Genomic DNA, 15,074 nt, shown 5'->3' on the forward strand with positions numbered 1-15,074 from the left:
AGTGCAGGAGGTTGCCCCATGGCCGATCCCCTCGACAAGGCCACCTCCAAGGCCCCGCCGACCCTCGGCGAGGGCTGCCTGAGCCGCTACGACCCGGATGCGCTGGACAGCGAAGACGGCACCGATTTTCCCGGTGCCGCCGAGCTCTGGGAGCGGGTCAAGCCGGCTAGCGACGAATCCGCGCTTGACTGAGGCGCAAGCGCTGCAGCAATGGCCGACCCAGCAGGCAGAGGAACACCGGGCCACCGGCGAGCAGATAGAAGTAATAGGTCACCAACCGCCAGATCAGGATTGCCGCCGCCGCGGTGGACGTTCCCACCATGGGCGAAAGCAACGCGGCCGAAGTCATTTCGGCGGCGCCCGCGCCACCCGGCAGCAGGCTGAACTGACCGGCGCTGAGCGACAGCATCTGTACCAGAAAGCTCGGTATCCATTGCAGGTCGACGCCCAGCCCGCGCAGCGCCAGGTACAGCACGCTGTAACGTAACCCCCAATGCACGCAGGTCAGGGCAAACACCAGTGCCAGGGTGCGCTTGGGCAGGCGCCAGGTTTCGCCGAAGGCGCGAAAGAAGTGCAGCAGCTTGCGCGTCCAGCGCCGACGCCTGGGGGCGGCCATCTTGAGCCTGCGCAGCAGCCGGCCATTAAGGCACAGCAGCGCGCGGCGGTAGCGCACCAGTCCGAGCAAAGCGCCGAAGGCTGCGAACATCAAGACCGCGCTGCCGAGCAACATGCTTTCCAGGCTGCGGTTGAGGTTGTGGAACAGCGTGTAGCCGGCGATCCCCAGCATGGCGCAGAAAAAGAACAGCAGGTCGTTGAGCTGGTCGGCGGCAAACACTGCGCTACTGCGCGCAGGACCAATGCGGTCGCGGGCCAGCAAGGCGATCAGCGCCAGCGGGCCACCGCTGCCGCCCGGGGTGGTGCAGATGGCGAACTCGGTGGCCATGATCACGCCGAGGCTGCGCCAGCGTCCCAACGCCGCGCCCTGGCTGCCGAGCAGCAAGCGCAGGCGGACGGCGTTGATGATCCAGCACAGCACGATCATGGCGAACAGGCCGAGCAGCAGGTGCGGGGCAAAGCCACGCAGACGCGACAACAGCTCGCTGCCGCCGAGCAACGCCGGCACCAACAACGCCACAATCAGCGCCAGGAGCAGCCAGAGCAGGCGGTTCACCGGCCGTGCCTGCTGGCCAGCCAGGCGGATTTGGTCAGCGGTTCGCGGCCTTGGCGCAACAGGCGTTGCACGGTTTGCAGCCAGTAGCGGCGGGAAAAGCCATGGCGCATGTCCACCGGGTGCAGGCCCAGGCGGATGACCGGGGCCTGGCGCAGGCGCGTTTCACGCATATCACAGAGCACTTTCGACAGGCCTCGCCGCCAACGGCTACGGGCGCTCCAGACCAGGCCGGGCGCGGGGATCGGGCTGAAGTCTGGCAGTTGATAGATGTGCTGCGAGTCGCTGGTATAGCGCAGCGGCAAGCTGCGCAATACCTGGCGTGTACCGTCGCTCATCAGCCATGCCGGGGCGACGAAGCCCGCCAGTGGCCAGTCATAACGCTGGAACAGCGCGATGCCGGCCTCCAGACGCTCGCGTGCCTGGGCCTGGTCGAGGCTGTAGAACTCGCCTTCCCAGGTGTAGATCCGGCGCATGAAGTAGTCCCGCGGCGAGCGTGGCGGCGGGCTGTCATCAGCATGAAAGTAGCCATGCAGCGCCATTTCGTCGCCACGCTGCAGGCGCCGGTCAAGCATCAGGCGAAAACCGGGCGAATGCTCCAGGGCATTGCGTTTGTGAAAGTCCGGCACCACCAGCCAGGTCATGGGAATGTCGCCCAGGGCATCGACCGCTTCGACGAAAGGCTGGTAGTCCGGCCAGGTTTCCGGCGCAACATCATGCAGCACCAGCAGCAGGCTTTGTCGATCAGCATGCTCAGGCATGAGCGCGCACCAGCATCGGGTGGCCCAGCACTGCCCGGTAATGTTCCAGCAGCCCGTTGACCACGGTGTCCCAGGCGTAGTGCTGCTCGACATGGGCGCGGGCCTGCAGGCCCATTTGCCGGGCGCCGACCTCGAACACCTCCCTGACCGTGCGGGCCATGGCCAAGCCATCGTTGGGCGTACACAGCCGGCCGCACTGGTCATTGACGATTTCGGTGAAGGCCCCGGCGGCCACGGCAATGACCGGGATGGCGCTGGCCATGGCTTCGAGAATGACCAGGCCGAAGGTTTCCTGGTCGCCAGCGTGCAGCAGGGCATCGGCACTGGCCAGCAGGCGGGCGACTTCGCTGGCCGGGCAGAAGTGATCGATGACACTGACATTGGCTGGCACATTGGCCGGCATGTGCGAGCCGACCAGCAGCAGATGGTAGTGCTTGCCCAGGCGTTTCATGCAGTCGAGCAGCACCGGCAGGTTCTTCTCCCGCGAGCCGCGCCCGGCGAACACCAGCAGGCGGGTGGTATCGGTTATACCCAGTTCACGGCGCAGAGACAGATCGCGGTGCTGCGGGTTGAAGGTCGTCAGGTCGACGCCCAGGCGCTGCACGTGAACATTATCGATGCCCAGGCCGCGCAGCTTGTCGGCCATCACCTGGCTCGGCGCCAGGACCCGGTCGAAGTTGCCGTAGAGCTTGCTGACGTAGGCTTCGACATTGGGCGTAAACCAATTGCCCATGCGGTTGCTCACCAGCAGCGGGAGGTCGGAATGGTAGAAGCCGATCACGGGTACGTCGAGCTGGCGGCGGGCATCCAGGGCTGCCCAGGCGGTCAGGTAAGGGTCGCCGACTTCGATCAGATCGGGCTGAAGATCCTGCAGGACATTGCGCCAGGGCGCCAGGCGCAGGGGAAAGCGGTAGCCGTTGCCGAACGGCAGGGCCGGTGCCGGTACCTTGTAGATACCGTTGTCGTGGCTGGCGCTGGCGCCGGGGATCAACAGGCTGTGACGGACACCGGGAGTAAGGCCCAGGCGGCGGTGTTTGGCATCAAGATAGGTACGCACGCCGCCACTGGCAGGGGCGTAGAACATGGTGATGTCAGCGATGTGCACGATCAGCATCCCTCCGAGATCGTCTCCAGAGTGTGTCGCCAGGCAGCTTTTCGCCGCTGGAGACGCGCCCTAAGGTTGACCTCTATGAAGGATAGTTTGTTCGATGGGGTTCGGCAGCGGCTGGCTGCAAGCTACAAGCTGCAAGAAAAAGACAAGCGCATTCGGCTCTGTTTCTTCTTGCAGCTTCAAGCTTGCCGCTTGCAGCTCAAGTTCAGATACGGAAGCTGCCCACCAGTTGTTTCAGGCGGCTGGCCTGCTGCTCCAGGTCGGCGCAGGCGCGCAGGGTCGACTGCAGGTTCTCGACGCCTTCCTGGTTGAGCATGTTGATTTCGTTGATGTCCATGTTGATCGAATCGACCACGGCGGTCTGTTCCTCGGTGGCGGTGGCCACCGACTGGTTCATGCCGTCGATCTCGCCGATGCGCAGGGTCACGCTGCCCAGGCGCTCGCCGGCCTGGTTGGCGATCTCGACGCTGTCCTGGCTGTGGCGCTGGCTCTGGCCCATGGTGTCGACCGACTCGCGGGCGCCGACCTGCAGCTCTTCGATCATGTTCTGCACCTGTTGCGCCGACTCCTGGGTGCGGTGCGCCAGGTTGCGCACTTCATCGGCGACCACGGCAAAACCGCGACCGGCTTCACCGGCCCGTGCTGCCTCGATGGCGGCGTTGAGCGCCAGCAGGTTGGTTTGCTGCGAGATGCTGGTGATCACTTCGAGGATCTGGCCGATGTTCACAGTCTTGCTGTTGAGCGTCTCGATGTGCGCGCTGGAGGTGCAGATCAGGTCCGACAGACGGTTCATCGCCTGGATGCTGCGATCGACCACCTGCTGACCTTCTTCGGCCAGATGCCGTGCCGAGCTTGCCTGTTGCGAGGCTTGCGCGGCGTTGTGGGCAATTTCCTGGGCGGCAGCACCCAACTGGTTGATCGCCGCGGCCACGCTGTTGGTGCGGTTGGACTGCTCGTCGGAGTTGACCATCGACGAGTTCGAGGCGCTGACCACCCGCAGGGCCACTTCGTTGACCTGCTCGGTGGCCGAGGACACTTCGCGGATCGAGCCATGGACGCGCTCGACGAAGCGGTTGAAGGCGCTACCGAGGATGCCGAACTCATCGTGGTTATGAATGGCCAGGCGCTTGGTCAGGTCGCCTTCACCTTCGGCGATGTCTTCCATGGCCCGGGTCATGGTGTGCAGCGGTTGCATCAGCACGCGGATCAACAGGCCGAGCAGGGCGATGATGATGACCACGGCGACCAGGGTGGCAATCACCGCGGAGGTGCGGAACTTGCTCAGCATCGAGTAGGCCTCGTCCTTGTCTACCGACAGGCCGATGTACCAGTTGGCCGAAGGCAGGCCCTTGACCGGGGCGAAGCTGAGGATCCGGGTCTTGCCGTCGAGCTGGACTTCACTCGGTTCCTTGCTGATGCGCGGGGTGTTCTGCGGGAACAGGTCCGACAGCGACTTCATCACCAGGTTCTTGTCCGGGTGCACGAGGATCTTGCCTTGATCGTTGATCAGGAAGGCGTAGCCCATGCCGCCGAAGTTCAGCGAGTTGATGATCTCGGTCAGGCCATCGAGGGCCAGGTCGCCACCGACCACGCCGACATTGCGCGCAGCGGTCGCGACTACCGAGATGACCATCTTGCCGGTGCTGACATCAATATAGGGTTCGGTCAGGATCGGTCCGTTGGCCGCCATGCCGTCCTTGTACCAGGGGCGTACGCGCGGGTCGTAGCCGTCCGGCATCTTGGTTTGTGGGCGGATGGTAAAACCACCGTTGACATCACCCAGGTAAATCGTCAGGAAACTTGAGACCAGGGCCTGTTGGCCGAGCAGGGTGCCGATTTTGTCGGCCTCGGGAAACGCGGCAATGTTTTGTGCAACGTTTTGTACCAGCAGAATACGACCGTCAAACAGGTTCTTGATATTGGTCGAAGTGGTTTCGCCCATTTCCTCAAGATAGTTTTCCAGATCCTCGCGAATGGCATTACGCTGCAAGAAATCGTTGTACAAAGTAAACAGGGTAAAGGCGATCATGACGATCAGCGAGGCGGCCAATAGGATCTTGTGGCTGAATCGGAGGCTTTTGTTCATAACGTGTCGGTCCGCTAAGGTCTTGTTATCCGGGTCGTTCGCACAAAGAACAGCGTGAAAAGCGGTGCAGGTCCCAATTCCTTGTCGGGCTATTCCTGTCTTCCTGGTGGTCTATCGCTATTTAATATCGGCCGTTTCAAGCCAAAGCTTTAAACAGAGGGTGAAAAAACATGCCTGACTCTTCGCAATTCGTGCTCGGCGCCGACCTTGCCGGACAGCCGGTGGCCCAGGCCATGCGCCTGGCCAATCGTCACGGCCTGGTGGCCGGGGCGACCGGTACCGGCAAGACCGTGACCCTGCAACATATGGCCGAAGCCTTCAGTGACGCGGGCGTGGCGGTATTTGCCGCCGACGTCAAAGGCGACCTGTGCGGGCTGGGCGCAGTGGGCAACCCCCAGGGCAAGGTGGCCGAACGCATTGCCGGCATGCCCTGGCTGGGGCATCGGCCTCAGGCTTATCCAGTAAGCTTGTGGGATATCCACGGTCAGTCCGGTCATCCGTTGCGCACCACCCTCAGTGAAATGGGCCCGCTACTGCTGGGTAATCTGCTGGAGCTGACCGACAGCCAGCAGGCCGCACTGTATGCCGCGTTCAAGGTCGCCGACCGCGAAGGCCTGTTGCTGCTGGATATCAAGGACCTCAAGGCCCTGCTGGCGCACTTGAAGGACAACCCGCAACTGCTCGGTGAAGACAGTGCGCTGATGACCACAGGCTCCAGCCAGGCCCTGTTGCGGCGACTGGCAACCCTGGAGCAGCAGGGCGCCGAAGCGCTGTTCGGCGAGCCGGCCTTGCAGCTGGAAGACATCCTGCAACCGGATGCCGATGGCCGCGGACGCATTCACCTGCTCGATGCCAGCCGCCTGGTGCATGAAGCGCCGAAGGTCTATGCGACCTTCCTGCTCTGGCTGCTGGCCGAGCTGTTCGAGCAATTGCCCGAGCGCGGCGATGCCGACAAGCCGTTACTGGCGCTGTTCTTCGATGAAGCGCATCTGCTGTTCAACGGCACCCCCAAGGCCCTGCAGGACCGCCTGGAACAGGTGGTGCGGCTAATCCGATCCAAAGGCGTAGGGGTGTATTTCGTCACCCAGTCGCCGAGCGACCTGCCGGATGATGTCCTGGCGCAGTTGGGCTTGCGCGTCCAGCATGGCCTGCGGGCCTTTACCGCCAAGGAGCAGAAATCCCTCAAGGCCGTGGCCGATGGCTTCCGTCCCAACCCGGAATTCGACACCCTGAGCGTATTGACCGAGCTGGGTATCGGTGAGGCACTGGTCGGTACCCTGCAGGAAAAAGGCACGCCGGGCATGGTCCAGCGTGTGCTGATCGCGCCGCCGCAGTCGCGTATCGGGCCGCTGAGCGCTGCTGAGCGGGCGGCGCTGATTGCCGCTTCGCCATTGGTCGGGCGTTATGACAAGCCGGTAGACCGTGAATCGGCCTATGAGCTGCTCAATGCCCGCAAAGGCGGCGCGGTTGCGCCTGAACAAGCACCGGCAGCGGCTGAAGAGAGCTTTGCCGACAAGGCCGGCGAGTTCCTCCAGAGCGCGGCGGGGCAGGCGATCAAGTCGGCGGTACGCCAGGCGGCGAACCAGTTCGGTCGCCAGCTGGTGCGTGGCCTGATGGGCTCGTTGCTCGGTGGCAGCAAGCGCCGCTGATTGTATCAGGCATAAAAAAGGCGCCCCTCGGGGCGCCTTTTTACTGCGGGGTGCTTTAGCCGATGGCTTTGGTCGCCAGCCAGAACAAGCCTGCCGACAGGCCCACAGTGGCCGGAAGGGTCAGTACCCAGGCCAGCAGGATGGTCCTGACGGTGCCACCTTGCAGGCCGCTCTTGTTCGCCACCATGGTACCGGCCACACCCGAGGACAGTACGTGGGTGGTCGATACCGGCAGGCTGAAGATGTTGGCCATGCCGATGGCGCAGGCTGCGGTGATCTGTGCCGACATGCCCTGGGCGTAGGTCATGCCCTGCTTGCCGATCTTCTCGCCGATGGTCAGCACTACGCGTTTCCAGCCGACCATGGTACCCAGGCCCAGGGCCAGGGCGACCGCGAGAATCACCCAGAACGGGGCGTACTCGGTGGTGGCAGTGAGGTCCTTGCGCAGTTTGTCCAGGTCCGCCTTCTCGCGTGCCTGCAGGCCTGGCAGCTTGCCGACCTTCTTGGCGGTGTCGTCCAGGCAGAGCAGGTAACGACGTACTTCAATGCGTTTTTCCGGTGTCAGCGACCGGTAGTCGGCCACGCCTTTGAGCGAATCGAGCAAGGCATTGATGGTCGGCTCGGTCTGCTGCGGGTTGCAGCTGAACTGTTCTGGCAGGTCGCCTTCTTTGGCTTTGCCCAGGGCCAGGAATTCGCCCAGGGTCGCTTCGTTGCGCTGATAGAACTGGTTCAGGTGCAGGGTGGCGTCGCGGGTCCGCTCGATCTGGTAGGTCGTGCTGTTCAGGTCGAGAACGAACGCGGACGGAACGATACCGATCAGCACCAGCATGATCAGGCCGATACCTTTCTGACCGTCGTTGGAGCCGTGCACGAAGCTTACGCCCATGGCTGAAATCACCAGGACCAGGCGGTTCCAGAATGGCGGGTGCTTCTTGTCGTCGAGCTTGCGGCGCTGTTCCGGCGTCTTGTGCATCTTCGACAGCGGCCGCCACCATTTCAGGCCCAGCAGCACCAGCGCGGCGACAGCGAAACCGGCCATCGGCGACAGTACCAGCGACATGCCGATATCGATTGCCTTCTGCCAGTTGACCCCGTCACCCAGCGGAATGTCGCTGATCAGGGCGTTGGCCAGGCCCACGCCCAGGATCGAGCCGATCAGCGTATGCGAACTGGACGCCGGGATCCCGAAGTACCAGGTGCCCAGGTTCCAGGTGATGGCGGCAGCCAATAGAGAGAAGACCATCGCCAGGCCGTGGCCGGTGTTCACATTGATCAGGAGTTCGACCGGCAGCAGGTGAACGATGGCATACGCCACGCCGACACCGCCGAGCAGAACCCCGAGGAAGTTGAACACGCCGGAGAAGAACACGGCCAGGTGCGGCGGCATGGCTTTGGTATAGATGACTGTAGCTACCGCGTTAGCGGTGTCATGAAAGCCATTGATGAACTCGAAGGCGAGTACGAAGGTCAGAGCGAGCAGCAAGCTCACCAGTACCCAGGCATCAAGTCCGCTGAATAAATCGATCATGAAGGAATTCTGACCCGGTCATAAGGGGGCGCGATTATGCCAGAAATCCCCGGTAATCGATGCCCCTGCTGCTGACCGCTCGACGACTTTTCTAGCCCGGCGCCCAACCCGTTGAGGCGGCGATGCTTCGCTTAACGTCGGCTAAAATGCTAAAAAATCGAGAAAAATGAAAGGTTTGCACTCAGGTCTGGTTGTCAGGAAAAAATCAAACGACCGTATGAAATTTGTGAAATTCCGTTACGGCATGCTGTGGACCGCGCAAAAATCCGCAGCATTGCGGGCCGGCAAAAGCGCCCCCGGTACGCCGTTCAATGGCCTGCTTGCGCTGCCTGCAGCAGCGGGCTAGGGCGCCTGGTCCTTGAGTTCTTTCTCGATTTTTTCCAGTTCCTGGGCGAAGGCTTGGTCAAGCACGCTTGCTCGCTTGCGCCATGGCTTGCGCTCCGGATCGGGTTGCGCGGCGTAAGTGGTGACTTCACCACCATAGACTTCCTTGTAACGTTGCTCCTGGCGCTCTAGTTCTGCGCGCAGTTCATCTTTGGTCACAGTACTACCTGTAGTGTGGATATAAACCCTGGCGTTTACGCGGGCAAACAGCGCGGGGCGCAATATGCACACGGCTACGCTGCCAGAGCGGCATAACTGTCGCAGCAACAGTAGGTTCTGGTTGTGCAAGCGAATGTGAACAACGGGCTATTCACGTTAATGGCACTTGCAGCGGTCCGCTTCTGTCTGCCTGGGCAGAGGCGGTTGGATCCGCAGCAACCCTACTTGGGGCAGGGTTACGAAGTTTTATTATAGCAAGCAGATAGTCTGACAGTAGCACTCTCTATTGTAGATAGGACCAAACAAGCGCCAGTTTTGTTACCAAGTTATGAAAGTCGTCAGACGGCCGAGATTGGCATTGGCACCGGAGGCAATAGAAAAGTTTTCGGCTTGCAGCCCCGCGTTGTACGGAGGAAGGAAAAACGGCCTCGCTTCGTGGGCAAGGCCGTGCCTGGGACTTCTACGGTGGGTACCTGACCAGTCTCTCCAAGAAGCCACGTTGTGGCGGTAGAAAGGTATAAGCAATTGTGGGTAGCGGTCAATTGCGATTATCGGTCGATGGTTCGATAATCGCACCAGTGACCGTTTTTCCGAGGTTAGCCATGACAGAAGAAACAACGCCCAAAGGGCCAGGGTTGAACGATAACGTGCGTAGCTCGTTTGCGTCCCTGGCGCCGCCCATCGTCGCCTCGCCGGCCAAACGCATCCAGGCCTTTACCGGTGACCCCGATTTCATGACCTCGCTGGCCCGCGGCCTTGCGGTGGTGCAGGCATTCCAGGAGCGCAAGCGTCACCTGACCATCGCCCAGATCAGCCACCGCACAGAGATTCCCCGGGCGGCGGTGCGGCGTTGCCTGCATACCCTGATCAAGCTGGGCTATGCCACCACCGACGGGCGCACTTACTCGTTACTGCCCAAGGTGTTGACCCTGGGCCACGCCTATCTGTCGTCGACCCCCCTGGCGGTGTCGGCGCAGCCTTATCTGGACCGGATGAGCGATCAACTGCACGAGGCCTGCAATATGGCTACCCTGGAAGGCGATGACATTCTTTACATCGCCCGTTCGGCCACCGTGCAGCGTCTGATTTCGGTCGACCTCTCGGTCGGCGGGCGCCTGCCGGCCTATTGCACCTCCATGGGCCGTATCCTATTGGCGGCGCTGGACGACGCGACCTTGCACGAATACCTCGAGCATGCCGACCTGCAGGCCAAGACCAGTCGCACCATTCACGACCCGGTGGCTTTGCTCGAGTGCCTGCAGCTGGTTCGCCAGCAGGGCTGGTGCGTGGTCGATCAGGAGCTCGAGCAAGGTTTGCGCTCGATCGCCGTGCCGGTCTATGACGCCTCTGGCCAGGTCCTGGCGGCGCTCAACGTCAGCACCCATGCCGGCCGGGTCAGCCGCACCGAGCTTGAGCAGCGCTTCCTGCCGATCATGCTCGCCGCCAGCCGCGACCTCAGCGCGCAACTGTTCGCCTGAACGTTCCTGTTCGATAAACGCACAGAGATGCGTTTATCGAATTGCGCCGCGCCCGCCTGCTTATTAATGTCCCTCGCAGCGGTCAACCTGCCTTGACCGCCCATAATAATGAGCGAGAGGCAAACGCCCCATGACCGACTTCCTGTCCCCGCACGGCTTGCACCTGTCCTACGCTGGACTGCGCGGCAGCTGATCCAGCTTTCCGAACCTGTTCCTGTTCGCCTGTGCCGTTCATGCGCGCACCCGCACACTCGCGCGCTTCTTCTGGATAAAAATAATGAATAGTCCTCAAGCTGCTGTCGGAAACTGCCTTGATGTGCAGTCCTTTATCAATAGCCAACCGCTGTCGCGCTACCAATGGCGGGTGGTAATCCTGTGCTTCCTGATTGTCTTCCTCGACGGCCTCGATACCGCCGCCATGGGCTTTATCGCCCCGGCCCTGTCCCAGGAATGGGGCATTGACCGGGCCAGCCTGGGGCCGGTGATGAGTGCCGCCTTGATCGGCATGGTCTTCGGTGCGCTGGGTTCCGGGCCGCTGGCCGACCGTTTCGGGCGCAAGGTGGTACTGGTGGGGGCGGTTGTGCTGTTCGGCGCCTTCAGCCTGGCGTCTGCCTACAGCACCAACGTCGACCAGTTGCTGGTGCTGCGCTTTCTGACCGGGCTGGGCCTGGGCGCGGGCATGCCCAATGCCACCACGCTGCTGTCCGAATACACCCCGGAGCGGCACAAGTCGCTGTTGGTGACCAGCATGTTCTGCGGCTTCAACCTGGGCATGGCCGGTGGCGGCTTCATTTCCGCCAAGCTGATCCCGGCGTTCGGCTGGCACAGCCTGTTGCTGATCGGCGGTCTGCTGCCGTTGGTGCTGGCAGTGGTGCTGGTGTTCTGGCTGCCGGAGTCGGCGCGCTACCTGGTGGTACGCAACCGTGGCACCGATAAGGTGCGCAAGACCCTTGCCCCGATCGAGCCGGCCATTGTCGGCCAGGCGTCGAGCTTCAGCGTGCCGGAGCAAAAGACGGTCAAAGCCCGCAACGTGTTTGCGGTGATCTTCTCCGGTACCTACAGCGTCGGCACCCTACTGCTGTGGCTGACGTATTTCATGGGCCTGGTGATTGTCTACCTGCTGACCAGCTGGCTGCCAACGCTGATGCGTGACAGTGGCGCGAGCATGGAACAGGCCGCCTTTATCGGCGCGTTGTTCCAGTTTGGGGGTGTGCTCAGCGCCGTGGCAGTGGGTTGGGCCATGGACCGTTACAACCCGCACAAGGTCATTGGTGTCTTTTACCTGCTGGCAGGGGTATTTGCCTACGCAGTAGGGCAGAGCCTGGGCAACATCACCGTGCTGGCAACCCTGGTGCTGGTTGCCGGTATGTGCGTCAACGGTGCGCAATCGGCGATGCCGTCACTGGCGGCGCGTTTCTACCCGACCCAGGGCCGCGCCACCGGTGTGTCGTGGATGCTCGGCATCGGCCGCTTCGGCGCGATCCTCGGGGCCTGGATGGGCGCGACCCTGCTGGGCCTGGGCTGGAATTTCGAGCAGGTGCTGACCGCGCTGGTGATCCCGGCGGCCCTCGCCACTACCGCGGTGATCATCAAGGGCATGGTCAGTCACGCGGATGCGACCTGATATCGGCAGCCTGTGGGAGCTGGCCTTGCCGGCGATGGTATCGACGCTATGCCTGGCTTTGCGCGGTGCCCGCATCGCTGGCAAGGCCAGCTCCCACAAGGGTTCTTAGCAAGACAACAATCGGTTCGATAATCGAACAATTAGTCGATTATCGGATTGAACCGCCCCCAAGCCCCCCTTAATCTGAACCCATACCCGGCGCCGCCCAAGGCGCCTTGAAACCGACCCCGACTCAGCATATCCAGGAGTCTGCAATGGCTGAAATCCTCTCGCTCCACGACGCCGTGAAGCAGTTCGTCAACGACGGCGACAGCGTCGCCCTCGAAGGCTTCACCCACTTGATTCCGACTGCCGCCGGGCATGAAATCATTCGTCAGGGCAAGAAAGATCTGACCCTGGTACGCATGACCCCTGACCTGATCTACGATCAGCTGATCGGCGCCGGTTGCGCCCGCAAGCTGATCTTCTCCTGGGGCGGCAACCCGGGTGTCGGTTCCCTGCATCGTCTGCGCGACGCCGTTGAAAAACAGTGGCCGCACGCGATCGAAATCGAGGAACACAGCCACGCCGACCTGGCCAACGCCTACGTCGCCGGTGCCTCGGGCCTTCCGTTCGCAGTACTGCGGGCTTACGCCGGTTCCGACCTGCCCAAGGTCAACCCGCTGATCAAGAGCGTTACCTGCCCATTCACCGGCGAAGTCCTCGCCGCCGTGCCATCGGTACGCCCGGACGTTACCGTGATCCACGCGCAAAAGGCCGACCGCAAAGGCAACGTGCTGCTCTGGGGCATCCTTGGCGTGCAGAAGGAAGCGGCCCTGGCGGCCAAGCGCTGCATCGTTACGGTCGAGGAGATCGTCGACGACCTCAAGGCACCGATGAATGCCTGCGTGCTGCCGACCTGGGCGCTGTCTGCGGTGTGCCTGGTACCCGGTGGTGCGCATCCGTCCTACGCCCATGGTTACTACGAGCGCGACAACCGCTTCTACCAGGCCTGGGACCCGATTGCCCGCAGCCGCGAAAGCTTCACGGCGTGGATCGACCAGTACATTCGCGGCACCGCCGACTTCACTGAATTCAAGGCAAAACTGGCCAGCGCGGAGGTTGCACAATGAGCTACTCCACCAATGAAATGATGACCGTTGCCGCAGCCCGTCGCTTGCGCAATGGCGCAGTCTGTTTCGTCGGCATCGGTCTGCCGTCCAAGGCCGCCAACCTGGCGCGCCTGACCTCGTCGCCGGATGTGGTGCTGATCTACGAGTCCGGCCCGATCGGTGCCAAGCCGAGCGTGCTGCCGTTGTCGATTGGTGACGGCGAGCTGGCTGAAACGGCCGACACCGTGGTGCCGACCGGCGAGATCTTCCGCTACTGGCTGCAGGGCGGGCGCATCGACGTGGGTTTCCTTGGCGCCGCCCAGGTCGACCGCTTCGGCAACATCAACACCACTGTGGTCGGTGATTATCACCAGCCGAAAGTGCGCCTGCCGGGTGCCGGTGGCGCGCCGGAGATCGCCGGTTCCGCCAAGCAGGTACTGATCATCCTCAAGCAGTCGAACCGCGCCTTTGTCGACAAGCTCGACTTCATCACTTCGGTCGGCCACGGCGAAGGCGGCGATTCGCGCAAACGCCTGGGCCTGCCAGGCGAAGGTCCGGTGGGGATCATCACCGACCTGTGCATCATGGAGCCGGAAGCCGGCACCCATGAGTTTGTCGTGACCTCGATCCACCCGGGCGTGACCCGCGAGCAGATCGCCGACGCCACCGGCTGGGCCATCCGTTTTGCCGACGACGTGCAAACCACCGTCGCGCCGAGCGAAGTCGAGCTCAATGCCTTGCGTGACCTCGAAGCGCGCACCGCCGCCGCCCACGGCCAAGCGCCAGGAGAAGCCTGATGCGTGACGTCTTTATCTGCGATGCCATTCGCACCCCCATTGGCCGCTTCGGTGGCGCCCTGGCCGGCGTGCGCGCCGACGACCTGGCGGCGGTGCCGCTCAAGGCGCTGATCGAGCGCAACCCGCAGGTACAGTGGGAGCAACTCGACGAAGTGTTCCTCGGCTGCGCCAACCAGGCCGGTGAAGACAACCGCAACGTCGCGCGCATGGCGCTGTTGTTGGCGGGCTTGCCGCAAAGCGTGCCGGGAGTGACCCTCAACCGCCTTTGCGCCTCGGGTATGGATGCGGTGGGCACGGCCTTTCGCGCCATCGCCAGCGGTGAAATGGAGCTGGCGATTGCCGGTGGCGTCGAGTCGATGTCCCGTGCGCCGTTCGTCATGGGCAAGGCTGACAACGCCTATTCGCGCAACATGAAGCTGGAAGACACCACCATCGGCTGGCGCTTCATCAACCCGCTGATGAAGGCTCAGTACGGGGTCGATGCGATGCCGCAGACCGCCGACAACGTCGCCGATGACTACCAGGTATCACGTGCCGATCAGGACGCCTTCGCCCTGCGCAGCCAGCAGCGCACGGCCGCCGCCCAGGCTGCGGGCTTCTTCGCCGAAGAGATCGTGCCGGTACGCATCGCCCATAAAAAGGGCGAAACCGTGGTCGAGCACGACGAGCACCCGCGCGCCGACACCACCCTTGAAGCCCTGGCCCGGCTCAAGCCGGTCAACGGCCCGGACAAGACCGTCACCGCCGGCAATGCCTCGGGCGTCAATGACGGCGCCGCGGCGTTGATCCTGGCCTCGGCCGAAGCCGTGAAGAAACATGGCCTGACCCCGCGGGCGCGGGTGCTGGGCATGGCCAGTGCCGGCGTTGCGCCACGGGTCATGGGCATCGGCCCGGTACCGGCCGTGCGCAAGCTGACCGAGCGCCTGGGCGTGGCGGTGGCCGATTTCGATGTCATCGAACTCAACGAAGCCTTTGCCAGCCAGGGCCTGGCCGTGCTGCGCGAACTCGGCCTGGCCGACGATGCACCGCAGGTAAACCCCAACGGTGGCGCCATTGCCCTCGGTCATCCGCTGGGCATGAGCGGCGCGCGTTTGATCCTCACCGCCTTGCACCAACTGGAGAAATCCGGCGGGCGCAAAGGCCTGGCGACCATGTGTGTCGGCGTCGGCCAGGGCCTGGCCCTGGCCATCGAGCGGGTGTAAAGCAATGATCCCGAGCCGCCGGCCTCCACGCAAGGT

At 62.9% G+C, this 15,074-nt stretch carries 14 protein-coding genes and 1 pseudogene; 8 read left to right on the top strand and 7 right to left on the bottom strand.

Features of this window, described 5'->3' with window-relative positions:
* Window positions 1–18: 18 nt before the first annotated feature.
* Window positions 19–192 (top strand): hypothetical protein, encoded by a 174-nt coding sequence (locus CCOS864_RS28160; protein WP_166675645.1) that lies wholly within the window; start codon window positions 19–21, stop codon window positions 190–192.
* Here the strand turns inward: CCOS864_RS28160 and CCOS864_RS06055 are convergent.
* The 5 genes and pseudogenes from CCOS864_RS06055 to CCOS864_RS28670 all read right to left on the bottom strand — a co-directional run.
* The gene (locus CCOS864_RS06055; RefSeq protein ID WP_115085487.1) at window positions 167–1,171 is read right to left on the bottom strand and encodes a glucosaminyl phosphatidylglycerol flippase; all 1,005 of its coding nucleotides are present in this window, start codon (window positions 1,169–1,171) and stop codon (window positions 167–169) included. The two genes, CCOS864_RS28160 and CCOS864_RS06055, sit on opposite strands and share 26 nt — an antisense overlap.
* Window positions 1,168–1,929 (bottom strand): N-acetylglucosaminyl phosphatidylglycerol deacetylase, encoded by a 762-nt coding sequence (locus CCOS864_RS06060; protein WP_115085488.1) that lies wholly within the window; start codon window positions 1,927–1,929, stop codon window positions 1,168–1,170. The genes CCOS864_RS06055 and CCOS864_RS06060 overlap by 4 nt, the downstream gene beginning before the upstream one ends.
* Complete coding sequence (locus tag CCOS864_RS06065; RefSeq protein WP_115085489.1) at window positions 1,922–3,043, bottom strand: N-acetylglucosaminyl phosphatidylglycerol synthase; 1,122 nt, start codon at window positions 3,041–3,043, stop codon at window positions 1,922–1,924. The genes CCOS864_RS06060 and CCOS864_RS06065 overlap by 8 nt, the downstream gene beginning before the upstream one ends.
* 202 nt (window positions 3,044–3,245) lie before the next feature.
* Window positions 3,246–4,010: a methyl-accepting chemotaxis protein gene (locus CCOS864_RS28665; protein WP_371128668.1), complete on the bottom strand. Its 765-nt coding sequence runs from the start codon at window positions 4,008–4,010 to the stop codon at window positions 3,246–3,248.
* Between the two features lie 93 nt (window positions 4,011–4,103).
* Window positions 4,104–5,126: pseudogene (locus tag CCOS864_RS28670) on the bottom strand (HAMP domain-containing protein); the annotation flags it as partial.
* Between the two features lie 170 nt (window positions 5,127–5,296).
* On the opposite strand from CCOS864_RS28670, the gene CCOS864_RS06075 reads away from it, so the two are divergent.
* On the top strand, window positions 5,297–6,775 hold the full coding sequence (locus CCOS864_RS06075; protein ID WP_115085491.1) for a helicase HerA-like domain-containing protein: 1,479 nt from the start codon (window positions 5,297–5,299) through the stop codon (window positions 6,773–6,775).
* A 55-nt stretch (window positions 6,776–6,830) separates the two neighbouring features.
* Here the strand turns inward: CCOS864_RS06075 and CCOS864_RS06080 are convergent, their stop codons facing one another.
* Window positions 6,831–8,303, bottom strand: coding sequence for an inorganic phosphate transporter (locus tag CCOS864_RS06080; RefSeq protein WP_115085492.1), 1,473 nt, complete (start codon window positions 8,301–8,303; stop codon window positions 6,831–6,833).
* Window positions 8,304–8,469: 166 nt separating this feature from the next.
* Here CCOS864_RS06080 and CCOS864_RS28005 point away from each other — a divergent pair, with 166 nt between their 5' ends.
* On the top strand, window positions 8,470–8,649 hold the full coding sequence (locus CCOS864_RS28005) for a hypothetical protein (protein WP_134061452.1): 180 nt from the start codon (window positions 8,470–8,472) through the stop codon (window positions 8,647–8,649).
* Here CCOS864_RS28005 and CCOS864_RS06085 read toward each other — a convergent pair.
* The gene (locus CCOS864_RS06085; RefSeq protein WP_038998948.1) at window positions 8,646–8,846 is read right to left on the bottom strand and encodes a hypothetical protein; all 201 of its coding nucleotides are present in this window, start codon (window positions 8,844–8,846) and stop codon (window positions 8,646–8,648) included. The two genes, CCOS864_RS28005 and CCOS864_RS06085, sit on opposite strands and share 4 nt — an antisense overlap.
* Before the next feature lie 602 nt (window positions 8,847–9,448).
* On the opposite strand from CCOS864_RS06085, the gene pcaR reads away from it, so the two are divergent.
* The 5 genes from pcaR to pcaF all read left to right on the top strand — a co-directional run bounded on the left by pcaR (window position 9,449) and on the right by pcaF (window position 15,038).
* Window positions 9,449–10,324: a pca regulon transcriptional regulator PcaR gene (gene pcaR / locus CCOS864_RS06090; RefSeq protein ID WP_174242307.1), complete on the top strand. Its 876-nt coding sequence runs from the start codon at window positions 9,449–9,451 to the stop codon at window positions 10,322–10,324.
* 277 nt (window positions 10,325–10,601) lie between these two features.
* On the top strand, window positions 10,602–11,948 hold the full coding sequence (pcaK, locus tag CCOS864_RS06095) for a 4-hydroxybenzoate transporter PcaK (RefSeq protein WP_115085493.1): 1,347 nt from the start codon (window positions 10,602–10,604) through the stop codon (window positions 11,946–11,948).
* Window positions 11,949–12,202: 254 nt separating this feature from the next.
* Complete coding sequence (locus CCOS864_RS06100; protein WP_115085494.1) at window positions 12,203–13,060, top strand: CoA transferase subunit A; 858 nt, start codon at window positions 12,203–12,205, stop codon at window positions 13,058–13,060.
* A complete protein-coding gene (locus CCOS864_RS06105) occupies window positions 13,057–13,836 on the top strand; it encodes a CoA-transferase subunit beta (RefSeq protein ID WP_115085495.1) in 780 nt (259 codons plus the stop codon). Before CCOS864_RS06100 ends, CCOS864_RS06105 begins: the two co-directional genes overlap by 4 nt.
* Entirely contained in the window at window positions 13,833–15,038 is a 1,206-nt protein-coding gene (pcaF, locus tag CCOS864_RS06110) for a 3-oxoadipyl-CoA thiolase (RefSeq protein ID WP_177414832.1), read from the top strand. Before CCOS864_RS06105 ends, pcaF begins: the two co-directional genes overlap by 4 nt.
* The last annotated feature ends 36 nt before the right edge of the window (window positions 15,039–15,074 follow it).

The organism is Pseudomonas wadenswilerensis (genome assembly GCF_900497695.1).
In the GTDB taxonomy this organism is placed as follows: domain Bacteria; phylum Pseudomonadota; class Gammaproteobacteria; order Pseudomonadales; family Pseudomonadaceae; genus Aquipseudomonas; species Aquipseudomonas wadenswilerensis.

What these genes read in the sequence shown, in the direction of transcription:
- CCOS864_RS28160 (WP_166675645.1), top strand. Translation starts at nt 19, where the DNA reads ATGGCCGATCCCCTCGACAAGGCCACCTCCAAGGCCCCGCCGACCCTC.
- CCOS864_RS06060 (WP_115085488.1), bottom strand. Translation starts at nt 1,929, where the DNA reads ATGCCTGAGCATGCTGATCGACAAAGCCTGCTGCTGGTGCTGCATGAT.
- CCOS864_RS06065 (WP_115085489.1), bottom strand. Translation starts at nt 3,043, where the DNA reads ATGCTGATCGTGCACATCGCTGACATCACCATGTTCTACGCCCCTGCC.
- CCOS864_RS28665 (WP_371128668.1), bottom strand. Translation starts at nt 4,010, where the DNA reads ATGGTCAACTCCGACGAGCAGTCCAACCGCACCAACAGCGTGGCCGCG.
- CCOS864_RS06075 (WP_115085491.1), top strand. Translation starts at nt 5,297, where the DNA reads ATGCCTGACTCTTCGCAATTCGTGCTCGGCGCCGACCTTGCCGGACAG.
- CCOS864_RS06080 (WP_115085492.1), bottom strand. Translation starts at nt 8,303, where the DNA reads ATGATCGATTTATTCAGCGGACTTGATGCCTGGGTACTGGTGAGCTTG.
- CCOS864_RS28005 (WP_134061452.1), top strand. Translation starts at nt 8,470, where the DNA reads ATGAAAGGTTTGCACTCAGGTCTGGTTGTCAGGAAAAAATCAAACGAC.
- pcaR (WP_174242307.1), top strand. Translation starts at nt 9,449, where the DNA reads ATGACAGAAGAAACAACGCCCAAAGGGCCAGGGTTGAACGATAACGTG.
- pcaK (WP_115085493.1), top strand. Translation starts at nt 10,602, where the DNA reads ATGAATAGTCCTCAAGCTGCTGTCGGAAACTGCCTTGATGTGCAGTCC.
- CCOS864_RS06100 (WP_115085494.1), top strand. Translation starts at nt 12,203, where the DNA reads ATGGCTGAAATCCTCTCGCTCCACGACGCCGTGAAGCAGTTCGTCAAC.
- CCOS864_RS06105 (WP_115085495.1), top strand. Translation starts at nt 13,057, where the DNA reads ATGAGCTACTCCACCAATGAAATGATGACCGTTGCCGCAGCCCGTCGC.